The organism is Serpens gallinarum, assembly GCF_014836765.1.
Classification (GTDB): Bacteria; Pseudomonadota; Gammaproteobacteria; order Pseudomonadales; family Pseudomonadaceae; genus Serpens; species Serpens gallinarum.
In genome coordinates this window covers 39,040-57,466 of the sequence record NZ_JACSQG010000011.1, presented here as the reverse complement: position 1 = coordinate 57,466, position 18,427 = coordinate 39,040, and the positions used below count along the sequence as shown (strand labels likewise).

The 18,427-nt window shown below is 63.0% G+C and carries 14 protein-coding genes; 8 read left to right on the top strand and 6 right to left on the bottom strand.

What is annotated here, in order from left to right; translation table 11 throughout:
* Window positions 1-52 precede the first annotated feature (52 nt).
* Entirely contained in the window at window positions 53-1,126 is a 1,074-nt protein-coding gene (gene queG / locus H9642_RS15905; protein WP_251837450.1) for a tRNA epoxyqueuosine(34) reductase QueG, read from the top strand.
* Between the two features lie 268 nt (window positions 1,127-1,394).
* Here queG and orn read toward each other — a convergent pair whose 3' ends face one another.
* Window positions 1,395-1,937: an oligoribonuclease gene (gene orn / locus H9642_RS15900; RefSeq protein ID WP_251837449.1), complete on the bottom strand. Its 543-nt coding sequence runs from the start codon at window positions 1,935-1,937 to the stop codon at window positions 1,395-1,397.
* A gap of 82 nt (window positions 1,938-2,019) precedes the next feature.
* On the opposite strand from orn, the gene rsgA reads away from it, so the two are divergent.
* Complete coding sequence (rsgA, locus tag H9642_RS15895; RefSeq protein ID WP_251837448.1) at window positions 2,020-3,039, top strand: small ribosomal subunit biogenesis GTPase RsgA; 1,020 nt, start codon at window positions 2,020-2,022, stop codon at window positions 3,037-3,039.
* A gap of 75 nt (window positions 3,040-3,114) precedes the next feature.
* Here rsgA and motB read toward each other — a convergent pair whose 3' ends face one another.
* Window positions 3,115-4,092, bottom strand: coding sequence for a flagellar motor protein MotB (gene motB, locus H9642_RS15890; RefSeq protein WP_251837447.1), 978 nt, complete (start codon window positions 4,090-4,092; stop codon window positions 3,115-3,117).
* A 9-nt stretch (window positions 4,093-4,101) separates the two neighbouring features.
* Complete coding sequence (motA, locus tag H9642_RS15885; RefSeq protein WP_251837446.1) at window positions 4,102-4,953, bottom strand: flagellar motor stator protein MotA; 852 nt, start codon at window positions 4,951-4,953, stop codon at window positions 4,102-4,104.
* Window positions 4,954-5,060: 107 nt separating this feature from the next.
* On the opposite strand from motA, the gene H9642_RS15880 reads away from it, so the two are divergent.
* From H9642_RS15880 to H9642_RS15860, 5 genes are all read left to right on the top strand, one after another.
* Window positions 5,061-6,602, top strand: coding sequence for an HDOD domain-containing protein (locus tag H9642_RS15880; protein WP_251837445.1), 1,542 nt, complete (start codon window positions 5,061-5,063; stop codon window positions 6,600-6,602).
* A 44-nt stretch (window positions 6,603-6,646) separates the two neighbouring features.
* Window positions 6,647-7,465 carry a rhodanese-like domain-containing protein gene (locus tag H9642_RS15875; protein ID WP_251837444.1) on the top strand — a complete coding sequence of 273 codons (819 nt, stop codon included), beginning with the start codon at window positions 6,647-6,649 and terminating at the stop codon, window positions 7,463-7,465.
* A gap of 116 nt (window positions 7,466-7,581) precedes the next feature.
* Window positions 7,582-8,451: an archaetidylserine decarboxylase gene (asd, locus tag H9642_RS15870; RefSeq protein WP_251837443.1), complete on the top strand. Its 870-nt coding sequence runs from the start codon at window positions 7,582-7,584 to the stop codon at window positions 8,449-8,451.
* Window positions 8,452-8,751: 300 nt separating this feature from the next.
* On the top strand, window positions 8,752-10,836 hold the full coding sequence (locus H9642_RS15865) for a GGDEF/EAL domain-containing response regulator (RefSeq protein ID WP_251837442.1): 2,085 nt from the start codon (window positions 8,752-8,754) through the stop codon (window positions 10,834-10,836).
* Between the two features lie 69 nt (window positions 10,837-10,905).
* Window positions 10,906-11,982: an NAD(P)-dependent alcohol dehydrogenase gene (locus H9642_RS15860; protein WP_251837441.1), complete on the top strand. Its 1,077-nt coding sequence runs from the start codon at window positions 10,906-10,908 to the stop codon at window positions 11,980-11,982.
* A 102-nt stretch (window positions 11,983-12,084) separates the two neighbouring features.
* Here H9642_RS15860 and serB read toward each other — a convergent pair whose 3' ends face one another.
* A complete protein-coding gene (gene serB, locus H9642_RS15855; protein ID WP_251837440.1) occupies window positions 12,085-13,299 on the bottom strand; it encodes a phosphoserine phosphatase SerB in 1,215 nt (404 codons plus the stop codon).
* Between the two features lie 221 nt (window positions 13,300-13,520).
* Between serB and H9642_RS15850 the strand changes: the two genes are divergently transcribed.
* Window positions 13,521-15,062, top strand: coding sequence for an AhpA/YtjB family protein (locus H9642_RS15850; RefSeq protein ID WP_251837439.1), 1,542 nt, complete (start codon window positions 13,521-13,523; stop codon window positions 15,060-15,062).
* Between the two features lie 239 nt (window positions 15,063-15,301).
* Here the strand turns inward: H9642_RS15850 and H9642_RS15845 are convergent, their stop codons facing one another.
* Both H9642_RS15845 and parC read right to left on the bottom strand, forming a co-directional pair.
* The gene (locus H9642_RS15845; RefSeq protein ID WP_251837438.1) at window positions 15,302-16,009 is read right to left on the bottom strand and encodes a PqiC family protein; all 708 of its coding nucleotides are present in this window, start codon (window positions 16,007-16,009) and stop codon (window positions 15,302-15,304) included.
* Between the two features lie 153 nt (window positions 16,010-16,162).
* Window positions 16,163-18,421, bottom strand: a complete 2,259-nt coding sequence (gene parC, locus H9642_RS15840) for a DNA topoisomerase IV subunit A (protein WP_251837437.1) — start codon at window positions 18,419-18,421, stop codon at window positions 16,163-16,165.
* Window positions 18,422-18,427: the final 6 nt, after the last annotated feature.

The following is an 18,427-nucleotide window of genomic DNA, read 5'->3' as shown; positions in this document are numbered from 1 at the left end:
TCTCCGTTGTCTGGCAGAATTATACGCACCTAACCTGCGGTTTCCGTTTGCCATGTCTGTTACAACGCTTGATCTCGACCAACTGGCCCACGCCATCAAGGACTGGGGACGCGAACTCGGCTTCCAGCAAGTGGGCATCGCCGGGGTCGAGCTGGGCGAGCACGAAGCCCATCTGCAGCGCTGGCTGGAGGCGGGCCTGCACGGCGAGATGGACTATATGGCGGCCCACGGACACAAGCGTTCACGCCCGCACGAATTGGTGCCCGGCACCCTGCGCGTGGTGTCGGTACGCATGGATTACCTGCCTGGCGACACGCAGATGACCCAGCGCCTGCAGGAGGCGGACAAGGCTTATGTATCGCGCTACGCCCTGGGCCGCGACTATCACAAGCTGATTCGTAAGCGCCTGCAGCAATTGGCCGAGCGCATCCAGGCGCAGGTCGGCCCGTTCGGCTATCGCGCCTTCGTCGACAGCGCACCGGTACTGGAAAAGGCCCTGGCTAACCAGGCCGGGCTGGGCTGGATCGGCAAGAACACGCTGCTGCTGAACAAGCAGGCCGGTAGCTGGTTCTTTCTCGGCGAGCTGTTTGTCGACCTGCCGTTGCCGGTGGACACGCCTCACACCAAGCACCACTGCGGCTCGTGCCAGGCCTGCCTGGATATCTGCCCGACTGCTGCCTTCGTCGGCCCGCAACTGCTGGATGCGCGGCGCTGTATTTCCTACCTGACCATCGAGCTCAAGGGCTCGATTCCCGAAGAACTGCGCAGCCTGATCGGCAACCGGGTATTCGGCTGCGACGACTGCCAACTGGTCTGCCCCTGGAACCGCTTCGCCAAGCCCACTGCCGAAGGCGATTTCCAGCCGCGCCACGGCCTGGACAACACAGAACTGGCAGCGCTGTTTCGCTGGACGGAAGAGGAATTTTTAAGCCGCACCGAAGGCTCGCCCCTGCGCCGCGCCGGCTATGAGCGCTGGCTGCGCAACCTGGCGGTCGGGCTGGGCAATGCGCCGACGACGATTGCAGTAATCGAAGCGCTGCAGCTGCGCCGCGAGCATCCCTCGGAACTGGTGCGTGAGCACGTGGCCTGGGCGCTGGCGCAGCATCAGCCTGACGGTGCCTTGTAGGAGCCAGCTTGCTGGCGATTACGGATGTTTTGCAACGGATCGCCAGCAAGCTGGCTCCTACATTCAAAGGCACCTGGGCGCGCTATTCCTATCCTGGCCTCACACCTTGAGAAAGTGCTCGCGGTAGAAGCGTAGGATGGATCGGGCTCTATCGATCCATCGGGCGGGGCCATGGTGAATGTAAACGACGACATCCACCCTACGGAGACTCCGCAAGTTGGTTAGGAGGCCATTCAAAAAGCACCCAAGCGCCCCTTTGCGGCACGGTTTATACCTTGAGGAAATGCTCGCGGTAGTGACGCAGCTCGGCAATGGATTCGCGAATGTCGTCCAGCGCCAGGTGGGTACCGCCCTTGGTGAAGCTGTCGCGCACCTGCGGCGCCCACAGGCCGGCAAGAATCTTCAGCGTCGACACGTCCAGGTTGCGGTAGTGGAAATAGGCTTCCAGGGTCGGCATGTGGCGATACAAAAAGCGCCGGTCCTGACAAATGGTATTGCCACAAATTGGCGACGCGCCCTTGGGTACCCACTGCTCCAGGAAGGCGAGGGTTTGCGCCTCGGCCTCAGCTGTGGAGATACGGCTGTCGCGCACCCGTTGGGTCAGGCCGGAACCACCGTGCTGACGGGTATTCCACTCGTCCATGGCGGCCAGGCGCTCGTCGCTCTGGTGCACGGCGATCACCGGCCCTTCGGCCAGCACCGTGAGGTTGCTGTCGGTGACAATGGTCGCCATCTCGATGATCACGTCCTGGTCGGGGTTCAGACCGGTCATTTCCAGGTCGATCCAGATCAGGTTATTTGGGTTTTGCATGCTGGGCTCCTCGGCTGATGGCGCACAGTTTAACAGTCACCGCATGCTAGACTGCGCGCCATTTCCACGCAGCGGAACCCTCATGGCCAAACGCCAACTCAACCGCCGGCAAAACTGGCGCATCGAGAAGATCCAGGAAGAACGTGCGGCCCGTGCCGCCAAGCGCGAATCGCGCCTACTCGAAGAGCTGGAAGGCGGCGATCTGGGCGGCGAACAGCCCGGCCTGGTGATTGCCCACTTCGGTGTCCAGGTGGAAATCGAGGACAGCGAAGGCCAACTTTACCGCTGCCACTTGCGCGCCAACCTGCCGACCCTGGTAACCGGCGATCGCGTAGTCTGGCGCGCCGGCAATCAGGGCCACGGCGTGATTGTCGCCCAGCTGCCGCGTGACACCGAGCTGTGCCGTCCGGATAGCCGCGGGCAGCTCAAGCCGGTGGCTGCCAACGTCGACCAGATTGTCATCGTCTTCGCCCCGTTGCCGCACCCGCACGCCAACCTGATCGACCGCTACTTGATCGCCGCCGAACATGCCGGCATCCATCCGCTGCTGCTGCTCAACAAGGCCGACTTGCTGGATGCCGATAACGCGCCGCACGTGGAGAGCCTGCTGACCACCTACCGCCAGCTCGGCTATCCGGTATTGGAAGTCTCCGCCCACGAGGGCGACGGCATGACGGCTTTGCAGGCGGCACTGGACAACCATGTCAGCGTGTTTGTCGGGCAGTCCGGAGTGGGCAAGTCGTCGCTGGTTAACAGCCTGCTGCCGGGCGTGGATATTCGCGTCGGCGCGTTGTCCGAGCTGACCGGCAAGGGCACGCACACCACGACCACCGCGCGCCTGTTCCACTTCCCCAACGGCGGCGAACTGATCGACTCCCCCGGTATCCGCGAGTTCGGCCTGGTGCATGTCAGTCGTGACGACGTGGAGGCCGGCTTTATCGAGTTTCGCGACTTGCTCGGGCACTGTCGTTTTCGTGACTGCAAGCATGACCGCGAACCAGGCTGTGCGCTTCTCCAGGCACTGGAAGAGGGACGCATCCAGCCACAACGCATGGCCAGCTATCGGCATATCCTGGCCAGCTTGCCTGAGGACGAATACTAGAATTTGCGCGCCTATCGAGCAGGCAAAAAATCCCCGCACAACCTGGCGGGGATTTTTTTGCAGTCGAAACCGCGACTACTGCTGCTTGAGCTCGTCCATTTGTAACGGACCGTCGCGGAACAGGTTCATGCGCTCGCGCACCTCCCCGGCGGGCAGCGGATCTTCCTGGGCTGGGCGCTCCGCATCCCGTCCCCAGGCATTGTTCGGTTCGCCTTCCAGCGCCTGCTGGGCCTTGCGGGTCAGCACGACAATATCGATGCGCCGGTTCATCGGACTGAAGGGGTCGGCGCGATCGAACAGCGCCGATGAGGCATAGCCCACCACCTGAGCCACCTGCTCCTCCGGGTAACTGCCGGCGACCAACGCGCGTCGCGCCGCGTTGGCGCGCATGGTGGACAATTCCCAATTGCCGGCGAAATCCTTGGAGCTGTATTGCCGGGCGTCGGTATGGCCACTAATACTGAGCTTGTTCGGCACCAGGGCGAGGGTGTCGGCCATGGCCAGCAGGATGTCTTCAAAATAGGGCTGCATGCGTGCGCTGCTCAAGTCGAACATCGGCCGGTTCTCGGCATCCATAATCTGAATGCGCAAGCCGTCACGGGTGCTCTCGATCAGCACCTGATCCTTGAAGCGCTGCAGCTCGGGGCTTTCCTCGATCTTGTTCTGCAGCTCGATGCGCAGCATTTCCATGCGTTCGAACTCCAGCAGGGCCGACAGCGTGCTGATTTCCTCGGCAGACACCACCTGAGGCTGCGCCTCGCTCATCACGCCGTCCTGTTCGATGTTCTGGGTGCGCTCCGGCGCCGGGGTCGGCGTACCGCCCAAATCAATCACGTGCGGGCTGGCCGTCTCGGTAAACCCAACCGGGTCCTTGAAGTAACCGGAGATGATGGCCCGCTGCAGGGGCGTGGCTGTGGACAGCAACCAGAGCACCAGGAAGAACGCCATCATGGCGGTCATGAAATCAGCAAAGGCGATTTTCCAGGAGCCACCATGGGTATTGCTGGCATAGCGCTTGACGCGTTTGATGATGATCGGCTGGCTGTTTTCCATAATGGCTGATCAGCTCCCGCGCACGGCCTGTTCCAGCTCGGCAAAGCTGGGTCGATGTCCGGGCATCAGCACCTTACGACCAAATTCCACCGCCAGGGTCGGCGGCAGGCCGGAGGCCGAGGCAATCAGGCTGGCCTTTATCGCTTCGTACACGTTCAGTTCTTCGCGGGCATCCTGTTCCAGGCACACGGCCAGCGGACCGATGAAGCCATAGGCGGCGATAATGCCGAGGAAGGTGCCCACCAGCGCCGCCGCCACGCTCTGGCCGATCGCCGCCTGATTGGCCTCGCCGAGCAGGGCCATGGTGATCACGATGCCCAGCACCGCGGCAACGATGCCGTAGCCCGGCAGGGAGTCCGCAACTCGCCCTATGGAATGTGCGGGCAGCTCCAGCTCTTCCTTGAGGCTGGCCAGTTCCATTTCGAACAGATTCTCCAGCTCATGGGGCGCCATGTTGCCGGACGTCATGATGCGCAGGTAATCGCAGATATACGCGATCATCCGTTCATCGTTCAGCACACTCGGGTACTTGGCAAAGATTGGACTCTCGTAGGGTTCCTCGATATCGCCTTCGATGGCCATCATTCCTTCGCGGCGACTCTTGTTGAGAATTTCATAGACCAGGCGCAGCACTTCCAGGTAGTAGGCGTGCGTATACCGCGTGCTGAACATGCGCAGCGACTTTTTCACCACCAACCACGAGGTCTTGCCGCGATTGCCCTGAATGAAAGCGCCCAGCGCGGCGCCACCGATAATCAGAAATTCAAAAGGGTGAATAAGCGCCATCAGCTTGCCGCCAGCCAGCACGAAGCCACCCAGCACACTAAAAAAGACGACGAGGATACCGATGATTTTTGCCATGATCTCGAAAGCTGCTGACGGGTGGATAAGCGGGTGATGAGATGTACTCACCTGTTATCGGCGCCTTTGCGGCAAACTGAAGCCACTCTCATCTAAAAGACCGATCAATGGCCACGCGTCTATCTGCTCCAGCCTTGCCGCCTCAATCTCTCGACGCCTGGATCGAGCATCTGGACAGCGTCGTCCTGCCCATCACCCGGGAAACCCGTCGCGATCTGCTGCAGGCATTGCACCGGCCCACCAGTTCGCTGCGCGAAATAGCCCAGGCCATGCTTTCCAGCCCGGCCCTGGCCCTGGCGGTACTGCGAGATGCCAACCGTCGCCGCTCCAGCAGCCTGGCCGAACCCGCAGACAACCTCGAAACCGCCCTGGCCCGCCTCGGCCTGCGGCGCGCTGAAGCGCTGCTGGGCGAGTTACCGGTTATGGGCAACGAACAAACGCCTTTGCCCTTGCGCCAGCTGTACGTGATCAGTCAGCACGCACGCCAGCAGGCCGGCGGCCTGTTCGTCCCGGCGCTGCCCCACCTCAGTCTGGAGGTGCAGTGGAACACCCTGCTGTTTTTCGCGCCGTTCTGGACCTTGTCCATGGCCCATCCGGACCTCATCCTGCGCTGGGCGGCACGGGTCTTCGGCGAACGCCGCCCCGCGCGCCAGATGGAGCTCGAGCTATTCGGCGTGCCGCTGGTTACGCTGGGCCTGGCACTCGTGCGGCATTGGCGCCTGTCACCCTGGATAGCTCAGGGTTATCAGGCACTCGATGATGAGCGCGCCTCATTGATCCAAGCGCTGCGTCTCGCCCGCAGGCGCGGCCCGCAGCCTCAGCAGGCTCAGAATATCGCCCCGCCACTGCGCCACTGGCTGAGCCGCCCGGCCAACAGCGTACTGTTCAGCAATGCTCTGGCACTCGCCGCGCACCAGGCCTGGGATGACCGCCACAGCCTGCGCTGGCAGCGGCTCAGTGGGCTGTTTTTGCAGCACCCACTGGAGCATGTGCAGCAGCACAGCCATCGACAGGCGGTGATCAGTGCCCGCCAGCTCAGCCAAGCTTCATCGCTGCAATCGCTCTGGCATCCGGCCCAGGCGCTGGTCTGGCCGCCTGGCTGTCGCCGCAGCCCACCGGCAGAGCCCGCCGCCCAACTATCCAGTTTCTTCCAGCGCGAAGACTGGCAGCGCCAATGCGCCCAACTGCTACAACAGCCCAGTCCGTTCGCCAACCTGCCGCAACTGGTGAGCGGCGCGGCTGCCGCCTTGTTTGCCTGCGGGCTGCGGCGCAGCGCGCTGCTGGTGACCGACCGTCAGGGGCAACTGATCGCGCAACATCAGTCCGGCCTAACGGCCAACGGTCCGCGCTTGAAGCTCGACCCTGGACGTTCGGCACTGCTCAGTAAACTGATCGAGCAGCCTCGGCTGCTGCATATTTCAGCGGACAATTTTGGCGAGTATGCCGCGCAGTTGCCTCCGCTGCTCACGCACCACTTTCCGAACCGGCATTTGCTGCTGGGCACCCTGGGATTGCACGGGCGCGGCGTGATACTGCTGATTGCCGACCAGCACGGGGTGCCGTTCTCCGCAACGCACCTGCGCCTGGTCGAGAAAACCACCCGCTGCATCGAACGCGCACTGCTGACCTTCAGCCAACGCGCTCGCTGAGCGTTGCGCTACAATCAGCCCCTTTTTCAGCCATGGAATTCGCCATGACCGACTGCTTCACCGCTCTGCCGCTGGTCATCGAGCCCGCTGACCTGCAGGAGCGCCTGGATGCCGCGCAACTGATTCTGGTCGACCTGACCAGTGCCGCGCGCTACGCCGAAGGCCATCTACCGGGCGCACGCTTCGTCGATCCCAAGCGCACCCAGTGGGCACAGCCCCCCGCACCGGGCCTGCTGCCGGCGCGCGAACAGCTGGAGCAGCTATTCGGTGAGCTGGGCCATAATCCCGACGCCGTCTACGTGGTCTATGACGATGAAGGCGGCGGCTGGGCCGGACGCTTCATCTGGCTGCTCGACGTGATCGGTCACGGTCGCTATCACTACCTGAACGGCGGGCTGCACGCCTGGCTGGAAGCCGGCTTGCCGCTATCCACAGCGGTGCCACCCAGCGCCGGCGGCCCGTTGCCGCTGATTCTGCACGACGAGCCCACTGCCACCCTCGACTACCTGAACAGCCGTCTCGGCGCGCCCGACCTGGTGGTCTGGGATGCCCGCTCGCCGGCGGAATACCGCGGCGAGAAAGTGCTCGCGGCCAAAGCCGGGCACGTGCCCGGCGCGATAAACTTCGAATGGACCGCCGGCATGGACAAGGGACGCGCCCTGCGCATCCGTGACGATATCGCCGAACACTTGCAATCCCTGGGCATCACCGCCGACAAGGAAATCATTACCCATTGCCACACCCATCACCGCTCCGGTTTCACCTACCTGGTGGCCAAGGCGCTCGGTTATCGGCGGGTGAAAGGCTACGCCGGGTCCTGGTCGGAATGGGGTAACCATCCGGACACTCCCGTCGAGCTGTAGCAAGCCGGAGGCGTGTATCGACAGTTACTGCACTGCCTGTAAACCCTTTGCTGGCCGCCTCGTACAGGCGATCAGCCTACTTATCCGCTAAATAGAAGTTTTTCAAAGGAACATCCATGTCCATCAAAGACCGCCTGTTCATCCTCAGTCAGTACCTGACGCCGCATCATCTGCTTTCGCGCCTGGCCGGCTGCGTGGCGGAATGCCGGGTCAACTGGTTCAAGAACGCCTTCATTCGCCGCTTCGCCGAGCACTTCAAGGTGGACATGAGCCAGGCGCAAGTCGAACAGCTCGACGCCTACGAGAACTTCAACGCCTTCTTCACCCGTGCGCTAAAAGACGATGCCCGCCCTCTGGACCCGACCCCCGGCGCGATTCTCTGTCCGGCCGACGGCACGGTCAGTCAGCTGGGCGCCATCAGCAATGGCCGCATCTTCCAGGCCAAGGGGCACAGCTTCAGCGCTCTGGAGCTGCTCGGCGGCGACGCAGACCGCGCCGCGCCCTTCATGGGCGGTGCGTTTGCCACCGTGTACCTGTCGCCCAAGGATTATCACCGCGTGCACATGCCGCTGGCCGGCACCCTGCGCGAGATGGTCTACGTGCCGGGCAAGCTGTTCTCGGTCAACCAGACCACGGCGGAAAACGTCCCGGAACTGTTCGCCCGCAATGAGCGCGTCGTCTGCCTGTTCGACACCGAACGCGGACCGATGGCCGTGGTGCTGGTCGGCGCGATGATCGTGGCGAGCATCGAAACCGTCTGGGCCGGACTGGTCACGCCGCCCAAGCGCGAGCTGAGGACCTTCCGTTACGACGAAGCGGCCCGTGCGCCGATTCACTTGGAAAAAGGTGCGGAGCTGGGCCGTTTCAAGCTCGGTTCCACGGCCATCGTGCTGTTCGGGCCCGACCAGGTACGCTGGGCTGAAGAGCTCGGCCCCTTGAGCGGCGTCTGCATGGGCCAGCGCCTGGGTCTGACCACCGCCGAATAAGCCACGTGGTACTGCCGCGCTGCCTCGCAGCGCGGCGTCCCTTCGGTCCGCCACCGGCTGATCTCAACGCAACAGTATCCCCTCTCGTTCCTCCCCCACACGCCTCCCCCATGTTCCAACGCAGCCAGGATGCCGCGCAGCGGCTCGAACCCTTGCGCTCCCAACGGGACACCCGTCACAGCTTCGACATACCAGCATCACCCTACACGGGAAGGCTTTGACTCCTCCTCGAGTCGCTGGCTAGATTCCATTCATTCCATCCATCGCCTTTTTTCGCCCATTCGGCCGAATCCATTACCCATGGCCATCGATAAGAAAACTGTTCGCCTGCTGATTCTCGAAGACTCCCAGAACGAGGCCGAGCGCCTGGTCAACTTGTTCCGCAATGCCGGGCGCGCCACACGCGTACAGCGCCTGAGTTCGGCCGCCGACTTGCAAGCCGCGCTGGACCACAGCTGGGATCTGCTGATCAATGCACCCACCAGCCAGGGGCTGTCGCCTGACGATGCGATCCAGGCGATTCGTCGCCAGGCCAAGGACATCCCGGTGATTCAACTGGTCGAGCCTGGAAACGCGGCCGACATCAGCGATGCCATTACCACGGCCATGACCAGTGGTGCACAGGACGCACTGCCCCAGGGCGACGACGAGCGCCTGATCCTGGTGGCCAACCGCGAGCTGGCCAACCTGGCGGAGCGCCGCGCCCGCCGCGCCGCCGAAGTGGCCCTGCGCGAGGCGGAGAAACGCTGCCAACTGCTCCTCGACAGCTCGGTTGACGCCATCGCCTATGTCCACGAAGGCATGCACATTTATGCCAACCGGGCCTACCTGGAACTGTTCGACTATGTCGATGCGGATGAACTGGAAGGCATGCCGATGATCGATCTGATCGACAGCGCCGACCAAAGCGCCTTCCGGGACTTCCTGAAGAATTACCAGAGCCCGGAAGGCGGAGCCGAGCTCAGCTGCAGCGGCGTGAAAAGCGCGGGTGACACCTTCAAGGCACGCATGAGTTTTTCACCCGCGGCCTACGACGGCGAGCCGTGCATCCAAGTCGTCATCCGCTGCGACACCGACAATGCCGAGCTGGAAGAGCGTCTGCGCGAAATCAGCAGTCAGGACCTTGTGACTGGCCTGTACAACCGCACCTATTTCCTCGAGCTGATGGACGCCGCCGCACAACGCGCGGTTAACGCCGGCCAGCCGGCCAGCCTCGCGTACATCCGCCTTGATCAGTACTCCACCCTGCTGGCTGATATCGGTATTGCCGACATCGGCCTGCTGCTCACCGATCTGGCCGGCCTGCTGCGCGCGCACTTCCCAGCCGAGGCCCAGCTGGCCCGTTTTGGTGACGATGTGTTCACCGTATTACAGCCGGGCCAGACACCCGAGCAGAGCCGTCCGGCCTTGGCAGCGCTGCTGCAGCGGGTCGAGGCGCACTTGTTCGAGGTGAATGGTCGCACCGCACAAGTCAGCCTCTCGATCGGTGTTGCCGGCCTCAATGAGAAAACGCCCCGCGCACAAACCGTGGTCGACCGCGCCCACCGCTGCGCCGACACCCATAGCACGGGCAATACTCTGACCCTGTACGATCCGGCCGACGAGCTGGCCGCCGAGGCCAACCGCGGCAACGTGGTCGCCATGCTTCAGCAGGCCCTGGACACCAACAGTTTCCAGCTGCTGTTCCAGCCGATCATCAGCCTGCGCGGGGATGACGTCGAACATTACGAAGCCCTGCTGCGGCTGCTCAATCCGCAGGGTGAGGAGATCCTGCCCGGCGACTTCCTCGCCGTCGCTCAGGAAGCCGGGCTGGCCGCGAAGATCGACCGCTGGGTGCTGCTCACATCCATCAAGATGCTGGCCGCCCATCGCCAGAAGGGACATATCACGCGCCTGTTCGTGCACTTGGGCGAGGCCAGTCTGCAAGACCCAGGTCTGTTGCCCTGGCTCAGCACCACCCTGCAAGCCGCGCGCTTGCCGGCCGACGCCCTGGCTCTGCAGTTCAATGAAACCGCCGCCACCACCTACCTGAAGCAAGCCAAAGCTCTCACCCAGGGCTTACATCAGCTGCACTGCAAGGTCGCCCTGAGCCAGTTCGGCTGCGGGGTCAACCCGTTCAATACGCTCAAGCACCTGGAAGTGGACTTCGTCAAACTGGACAGCTCCTTCGCCCAGGAACTGCACCAGGCCGAGAACCAGCAAACGCTCAAAGATATGCTGGCCAGCCTGCATGCCCAGGCCAAGCTGACCGTTATTCCAGGGGTGGAAAGCGCCAGCGCCTTGGCCACGCTCTGGCAGGCCGGCGTCAACTACATCCAGGGCCTGTATTTGCAGGCGCCCAGTCGTGCGATGGATTACGACTTCAGCTCGGGCGACGAAGGCTGACCACGGTCAGTTTCTTCTGCCCAGCGAGGACTAGAGTGTCCTGACACCCTCATGTCAGGAGCACGCACCATGACCATGATGAAGGCGGCGGTATTCGTCGAGCCCGGACGGATCGAACTGCAGGACAAACCCATCCCCGAGGTCGGCCCCAACGATGCCTTGCTGCGCATCACCACCACGACCATCTGCGGCACCGACATCCACATCCTTAAGGGCGAATACCCGGTCGAGCGCGGCCTGACCATCGGCCATGAGCCGGTGGGCATCATCGAGAAGCTCGGCAGCAATGTGAAAGGGTATCAGGAAGGCCAGCGGGTGATAGCCGGGGCCATCTGTCCCAGTTTCACCTCCTATGCCTGCCAGGATGGCGCACCCTCCCAGGACGGCGGCGCTTGCGGCTGTCACGGCTACAAACCGATGGGTGGCTGGCGCTTCGGCAATACTCTCGACGGCACTCAGGCCGAATACGTCCTGGTCCCAGACGCCCAGGCCAACCTGGCCCCCGTGCCGGACGCCCTGAGTGACGAGCAGGTGCTGATGTGCCCGGACATCATGTCCACCGGCTTTGCCGGCGCGGAACGCGCCAACATCAAGATCGGCGACATCGTGGTGATTTTCGCCCAAGGGCCGATCGGCCTGTGCGCCACCGCCGGCGCCAAGCTACGTGGCGCCAGCTGCATCATTGCGGTGGACGGTGTGGATTCGCGTCTGGAGATTGCCCGGCAGATGGGCGCCGACGTGACGCTGAACTTTAAGAATGTCGACGTGGTGGACGAGATTCTCAAGCTTACTGGCGGGCGCGGCGTGGATGCGGCCATCGAGGCGCTGGGCACCCAGCTTACCTTCGAGCAGGCCCTGCGCGTGCTCAAGCCCGGCGGCACCTTGTCCAGCCTGGGCGTTTATTCCCAGGATCTGAGCATTCCCCTGGGCGCTTTTCACGCCGGCCTGGGCGACCATATCCTCGTCACCTCCCTGTGCCCAGGCGGCAAGGAGCGCATGCGCCGACTGCTCAACGTGGTCGCCTCGGGCCGCGCCGACTTCGGCGCCCTGGTCACCCATCACTTCGCGCTGGACGACATCGAAGCCGCCTATGACCTGTTCGGCCACCAGCGCGATGGCGTATTGAAAGTGGCCATCAAGCCCTGACGGCGGCTACAAGCCACAGGCTTCAAGCTGCAAGTAAAAAGCCCTGGGCCGGCAGCGACCCAGGGCTTTGCTTTTCTCGAAGCTCGACGCGTGAAGCGGCTCTTATTCCTGCCCGTCGCGCTCGCGAAAGCCGAGCAGATAGAGAATGCCGTCCAGGCCAAGTGTGGAGATCGCCTGCTTGGCCGACTGCTTGACCAACGGTTTGGCGCGAAAAGCCACACCCAGGCCCGCCAGACCGAGCATGGGCAGGTCGTTGGCGCCGTCGCCCACGGCGATGGTCTGTTCCAGGCGCAGACCTTCCTTCTCGGCCAGCTGGCGCAACAGGTCGGCCTTGCGCTGGGCATCGACGATCGGCTCGATCGCAACGCCGGTGAGCTTGCCGTCGACAATTTCCAGTTCGTTGGCAAACACGTAGTCGATGCCCAGGCGAGCCTGTAGTTGTTTGGCAAAGTAGCTGAAGCCGCCAGAGAGAATCGCGGTCTTGTAGCCCAGACGCTTGAGCTCACTGAACAGCAGCTCGGCGCCTTCGGTCAGGCGCAGGCTGGCGCCCACCTCGATCAAGGCGCTTTCCGGCAGGCCCTTGAGCAGCGCCAGGCGTTCGGTGAAGCTGGCGCGGAAATCCAGCTCGCCGCGCATCGCCCGTTCGGTGATTTCCACCACCTGATCGCCCACCCCGGCCGCCTTGGCCAACTCGTCAATGACTTCCGCCTCGATCAGTGTGGAGTCCATGTCGAACACCGCCAGGCGGCGGTTGCGGCGAAACACCGAGTCGCGCTGGAAGGCGATGTCAACGTTCAGCTCCTGGGCCACGCTCAGGAACTCGGCGCGCAGGGCGTCCACATCAGCCGGCTCGCCGCGCACCGAAAACTCGATGCAGCCCTTGCCCTGCTCCACCGGCATGTCCAACGGCATCCGCCCGGAAAGCCGGTCGATATGATCGATGTTCAGGCCGTACTTGGCGGTGATCGAGCTGACACGCTGCAGTTGTTCGGCGGTTACCTGCCGGGTGAGCAGGGTCACGATGTGCCGGGACTTGCCCTGGCCGCCAACCCATTGCTGGTAGTCCGCTTCGGACACCGGCGTGAAGCGCACCTGCTGGTCCAGCTTGTAAGCGGTGAACAGCACCTCCTTGAGGACCGAGGAGGCGCGTTCGTTGTCGGGAATATCCACCAGGATGCCGAACGACAAGGTGTCGTGGATCACCGCCTGGCCGATGTCGAGAATGTTCACGCCGCCCTGGGCCAGCACCCCGGTAATGGCAGCGGTCAACCCCGGACGATCTTCTCCGGTGATATTGATCAGGACGATTTCGCGCAAGGCGCAGCTCCCATGTCAAAGAAGGGCCGCATTCTACCCCAAGCGCATAAGCCCGCACCTCTCTGCTAGCCCTGCGCTCTAGTCTTTATCGAAGCGGAAAATCTGTGAACCACCGCACAAATGATGGCTTTTTGCCCTAAAACATTTCATCCCTTAACGCTTTCGGCTTGCTCCATGCGTTACGTATACTCCCGCGACCTTCTCAGAGAAGAACCGTGCGCGTGAAGCGGCCCGCCATCAAACCCGATAATTTTTTCCTTCTTTTCTACAAAGCCTTGCGTGGACGACGTCTGCCGCTCCCCCTGCGGCTGGCCAGCCATTGCCTGACGCTAGTGGTGCTGGTGCTGCTCGTCTACGGCTGGGTGATCGGCTCCCAGCTCAAGCAGGTCATGCAGCAACAGGCTGAAGTGGTCGGCCAGAGCCTGATTACCCAGACCGCAGCCTCGGCCACCAACCTGCTGGTGACCAACGACATTCTCAGCCTCAACGTGCTGCTTAATAATCTGGTGAAGAATCCACTGGTGGCCCATGCCGCCGTGTACAGCATCGACAATCGCATCCTCGCCGAGGCTGGAGTCAGGCCCAAGGCAGGATTGCTCGGCGAAAGCGACGGTCTGTTTGCCACGCCCATTACGTTTCAGGAAGTGATCGCGGGGCAGTTGCGCATCAGTCTCGACATGCGCCGCTTTCAGCAACCCATGAGTATCAGCCTGCAAAGCATGGCGTTGCTCAGCCTCATCCTGCTGGCCCTGACGCTCTGGTGGTCGCAACGCCTGGGCCGCACCCTCGCCACGCCGCTGGAAGAACTGGGCGACTGGCTGCACGAACCGGAAGGGCTGGCGCCCGGCAGCGAGCGTCAGGATGAGATCGGCACCCTGGCGCGCCAACTGCAAGATCGCCTGGCCCCTATTGCCCCGACTTCGCTGCCGGCAGGAGAGCCCGACGAAGCGTTTTTCGCCGACCTCGATACCGACGAATTCGACGCCGAACCCACTGACACCCCTGCACCGGCTGCGGCTGAGCACGCGCCTACCCCTGCGCCCGTCACCGCGTCGACTCATAACCGCGGCGTGGCACACAGCCTGGACGAAGACGACCCCTTCACCGACGTGCAGGGCGACTTCGATGATCTGCCGTTGATCCTGCCGCAGTCACCGCCCACATCCGCAGCATCCCAGACCAGCACCTGCGTGGTCCTTGCCATCCAGATCGGCAGCCAGGCGCAGTTGCGCAACCTGCCCCGCCCGCGCCTGCTGGATCTTTTGGAACGCTACCGCGACTGCCTGGACCAGGCCAGCAAGCTGTACACCGGTCAACTACACACCCTCAACGATGGCAGCAGCCTGCTGGTATTTCGCCAGCACAGCAGTGATGACTACCTGGGCCACGCGCTGTGCTGTGGCGAATTGCTGCGCGCGCTGGGTCACGCCTTGCAGATTGAGGTGGCGGACAGCGGCATCAGCCTGCAACTGCAGTTGGGCCTGACTCACGGCGAAGTGCCGGAAACCGTCAGCCAAGGCGAGTTGTTGCTCAGCGATGTCGTGCTCGCCGCGCTGGACCTGTCCCAGCACAGCCGTAACCTGCTGCTGGTGGATGCGCGCATCGGCGTCGATCCCCACATCCGCAGCCGTGCTCGCCTGCGCGCCATTCCCACTCCCAGCGGCGCCTACTGTGTGGAAAGCCTGCTACCGCCCTATCCCGCACTGCTCGAACGGCAACTGAGCCGTCTGCGCGAGCTCCGCTCGCAACGTCTGCCGCATTAACGTGTTCACGAAGCGTGCGCGGCGCTGTTTTACGCGACGTTGCGCGGTGTAAGGCAGGCGTCGCTCAATGTATACCGGATAGCGGAACACGGCGGGCTACCGCGAGCGCCGCACTTCCATCTCCTCACCCAACGGCCGAGACTGGCCTACGAGGAGGCGGTGCTTCGACGCCCCTTCTACGCGGGCATAAAAAAACCGGCTTGCGCCGGTTTTATGTTCTGTGCTTTTAAAATACCGCCTCAGAACCGATAAACCTCGACATCGGCGCGCACCGGCTCGGCCACCGGAATCTTAGGCGCCGGCTCGGCCGTCGACTGGGCGGCACGCGCTGCCTTGGCGGCCTCGCTCTTGCGCGCCGCAGCAATCTGCCGCGCCAGGGGCTGGATATCGCCAGCCAATTGCTCGGCCAACTGCTGCAACACTTCGCTCTGGGCACGTACCTGATCGGCGACATTGCCCAGATGCGACTCTTCCAGACGTATCAAGCGACTGCTCAGCAGCTGTCCCTTGCGATCCAACAGACGCCACTGTGCTTCCAGCACGGCCGGTTTCAACGGGCCTGAATCGAGACGGTCGATGCTGACATGTACCTGGATGTCCGGGTTGAGCCCCGGGGCAGGCGCCAACGCCAGCCGCTGATCGTCCAATCGCCAGGACAGACGACGCAGCATGACATTGTTGATGTTGTCAGCCAGGTTGCCCGCCCAGCGCGCATCCTGATCGGCGACCAAGCTACCGTCGGGCTGGCGTTGCATCAGAGTTGCATCGCCCAGGTAATCGGCAATGTCGATTCGCTGCAGAAGAACCGCCAGGCCAGAAGATTTTTCGGACACCGTCGGGCTGCCGCTATCCAGCTGGTAAAGCGCAGTCGGCAGCTTGGTGATACAGCCTGCGACACCTAACGCACCCACCATCAAGAGCAGCGCGGAAAAACGCTTTAGTTTCATAGTTCACCCGGACGGACCGCAGACTACGGTCCAGGTTGGCAGTTTGCTCCGGGGCGTGGACGGTGAAGCGCGGTACGTCCCGGTAACTTTCTTTTTTCGGACAACCCTGACCTGGAGGATTGTCCGACTGGTATGCGCGGTATTCTCCCAGCACTAGCCGGCAAATTCCACCTGAAGCGCATCGACGCGCTGGAATCCTCGCGGCAATTTGTTTCCTCGCCGGCCACGCTCGCCCCGGTAATGTTCGAGGTCTTCGGCCTTGAGGGTGAGGGTGCGTTTACCGGCTTGCAGGACCAGTGCCGCACCGTCGGGAAGCACCGCCAAACCGGTCAGGTATTCCTCGCGGCTGGCCACGCGATCACTGGGAATGCCAATGATCTTGTTGCCCTTGCCTTTGCCCAGCTGCGGCAGGTCGGCGCATCTGAAGACCAACAGGCGACCTTCGGTCGTCACTGCCGCCAGCCAGTCGTTTTCGCGGCTGGCCAGAGGTTGCGGTGCTATCACCTGGGCGCCGGCCGGCAGGGTCAACAGCGCCTTGCCCGCCTTGTTCTTGGCCTGCAGGTCCTCGCCCTTGACGACGAAGCCATACCCGGCGTCCGAGGCGATCACGTACAGCGCATCGTCCTCGGGCATCAGCAGGCATTCGAAACTGACGCCCGGCGGGGGTGTCAGGCGGCCGCTGAGCGGCTCGCCCTGGCCACGCGCCGAGGGCAGTGAATGGGCGGCCAACGAGTAGCTGCGCCCTGTGGAGTCGATGAACACCGCAAACTGGTTCGAGCGTCCCGGCGCAGCGGCTTTGAAACCATCGCCCGAGCGGTAGGAAAGCCCCGTGGCGTCGATGTCGTGGCCCTTGGCGCAGCGCACCCAGCCCATTTCGGAGAGCACCACGGTAACCGGCTCGGTGGGCAACAGCTCAGTTTCGCTGAGGGCCTTGGCCTCGGCACGCTCGATAATTGGCGAGCGGCGCGCATCGCCATAGGTTTCGGCATCGGCGATCAATTCCTTGCGCACCAGCTTCTTCAGCTTGGCTTCGCTGCCCAGCAGCGCCAGCAACTGGTCGCGTTCTTTGGCCAGCTCATCCTGCTCGCCACGGATCTTCATCTCTTCCAGACGTGCCAACTGACGCAGGCGCGTGTCAAGGATGTAGTCGGTCTGCAAATCGGACAGGCCAAAGCGTGCCATCAGCACCGGCTTGGGTTGGTCTTCGCTGCGAATGATCTCGATGACTTCATCCAGGTTCAGGAACGCTACCAGCAGGCCTTCCAGCAAGTGCAGGCGCTTCTCGACCTTGTCCAGGCGAAACTCCAGCCGTCGGCGCACGGTGCCGATGCGGTAGGTCAGCCACTCGCCAAGCAACGCGCGCAGGTTTTTCACCTGCGGTTTGCCGTCCAGACCGATCACGTTCATGTTCACCCGGTAGCTGGATTCCAGATCCGTGGTGGCGAACAGATGACGCATCAGTTCGGCGGTATCGACGCGATTGGACCGCGGAATGATGACGATGCGGCAGGGATTCTCATGATCCGATTCGTCGCGCAGGTCGGCCACCATCGGCAGTTTCTTGGCCTGCATCTGCGCGGCTATCTGCTCCAGCACCTTGGCACCGGATACCTGATGGGGCAGGGCGGTGACCACGACGTCGCCATCCTCAACCTTATACACCGCGCGCATGCGCACCGAGCCACGGCCAGTTTCGTAAAGCTTCAACAGATCGGCGCGCGGCGTGATGATCTCCGCTTCGGTGGGATAGTCCGGCCCCTGGATATGTTCGCACAGCTGTTCGACGCTGGCCTTGGGTTCGTCCAGTAGACGCACGCACGCCGTGGCGACTTCGCGCAGGTTATGTGGCGGCACATCGGTGGCCATACCCACGGCGATGCCAGTGGTACCGTTGAGCAGCAGGTTGGGCAGGCGCGCCGGCAGGGTGGCCGGCTCGTCCAGGGTGCCGTCGAAATTCGGCACCCAGTCCACCGTGCCCTGCCCGAGCTCGGTCAGCAGCACTTCGGAGTAGCGCGACAGACGCGCTTCGGTGTAGCGCATGGCGGCGAACGATTTGGGATCGTCCGGCGCGCCCCAGTTGCCTTGGCCGTCCACCAATGTGTAGCGGTAACTGAACGGCTGGGCCATCAGCACCATGGCTTCGTAGCAGGCTGAGTCGCCGTGGGGGTGGAACTTGCCAAGCACGTCGCCGACAGTGCGCGCCGATTTCTTATGCTTGGAATCGGCACTCAGGCCCAGCTCGCTCATCGCGTAGACGATACGGCGCTGCACAGGCTTCAGACCGTCGCCAATATGGGGCAGTGCACGGTCCATGATCACGTACATGGAGTAGTTCAGATAAGCCTGTTCGGTGAACTCGGCGAGGGAGCGGCGCTCCACGCCATCCAGGCTGAGGTCGAGGGTTTCGCTCATGGTGCC

Bases quoted from the DNA above. Each gene is read 5' to 3' on its own strand.
- queG (WP_251837450.1), top strand. From the start codon at position 53: ATGTCTGTTACAACGCTTGATCTCGACCAACTGGCCCACGCCATCAAG.
- orn (WP_251837449.1), bottom strand. From the start codon at position 1,937: ATGCAAAACCCAAATAACCTGATCTGGATCGACCTGGAAATGACCGGT.
- rsgA (WP_251837448.1), top strand. From the start codon at position 2,020: ATGGCCAAACGCCAACTCAACCGCCGGCAAAACTGGCGCATCGAGAAG.
- motB (WP_251837447.1), bottom strand. From the start codon at position 4,092: ATGGAAAACAGCCAGCCGATCATCATCAAACGCGTCAAGCGCTATGCC.
- motA (WP_251837446.1), bottom strand. From the start codon at position 4,953: ATGGCAAAAATCATCGGTATCCTCGTCGTCTTTTTTAGTGTGCTGGGT.
- H9642_RS15880 (WP_251837445.1), top strand. From the start codon at position 5,061: ATGGCCACGCGTCTATCTGCTCCAGCCTTGCCGCCTCAATCTCTCGAC.
- H9642_RS15875 (WP_251837444.1), top strand. From the start codon at position 6,647: ATGACCGACTGCTTCACCGCTCTGCCGCTGGTCATCGAGCCCGCTGAC.
- asd (WP_251837443.1), top strand. From the start codon at position 7,582: ATGTCCATCAAAGACCGCCTGTTCATCCTCAGTCAGTACCTGACGCCG.
- H9642_RS15865 (WP_251837442.1), top strand. From the start codon at position 8,752: ATGGCCATCGATAAGAAAACTGTTCGCCTGCTGATTCTCGAAGACTCC.
- H9642_RS15860 (WP_251837441.1), top strand. From the start codon at position 10,906: ATGACCATGATGAAGGCGGCGGTATTCGTCGAGCCCGGACGGATCGAA.
- H9642_RS15845 (WP_251837438.1), bottom strand. From the start codon at position 16,009: ATGAAACTAAAGCGTTTTTCCGCGCTGCTCTTGATGGTGGGTGCGTTA.
- parC (WP_251837437.1), bottom strand. From the start codon at position 18,421: ATGAGCGAAACCCTCGACCTCAGCCTGGATGGCGTGGAGCGCCGCTCC.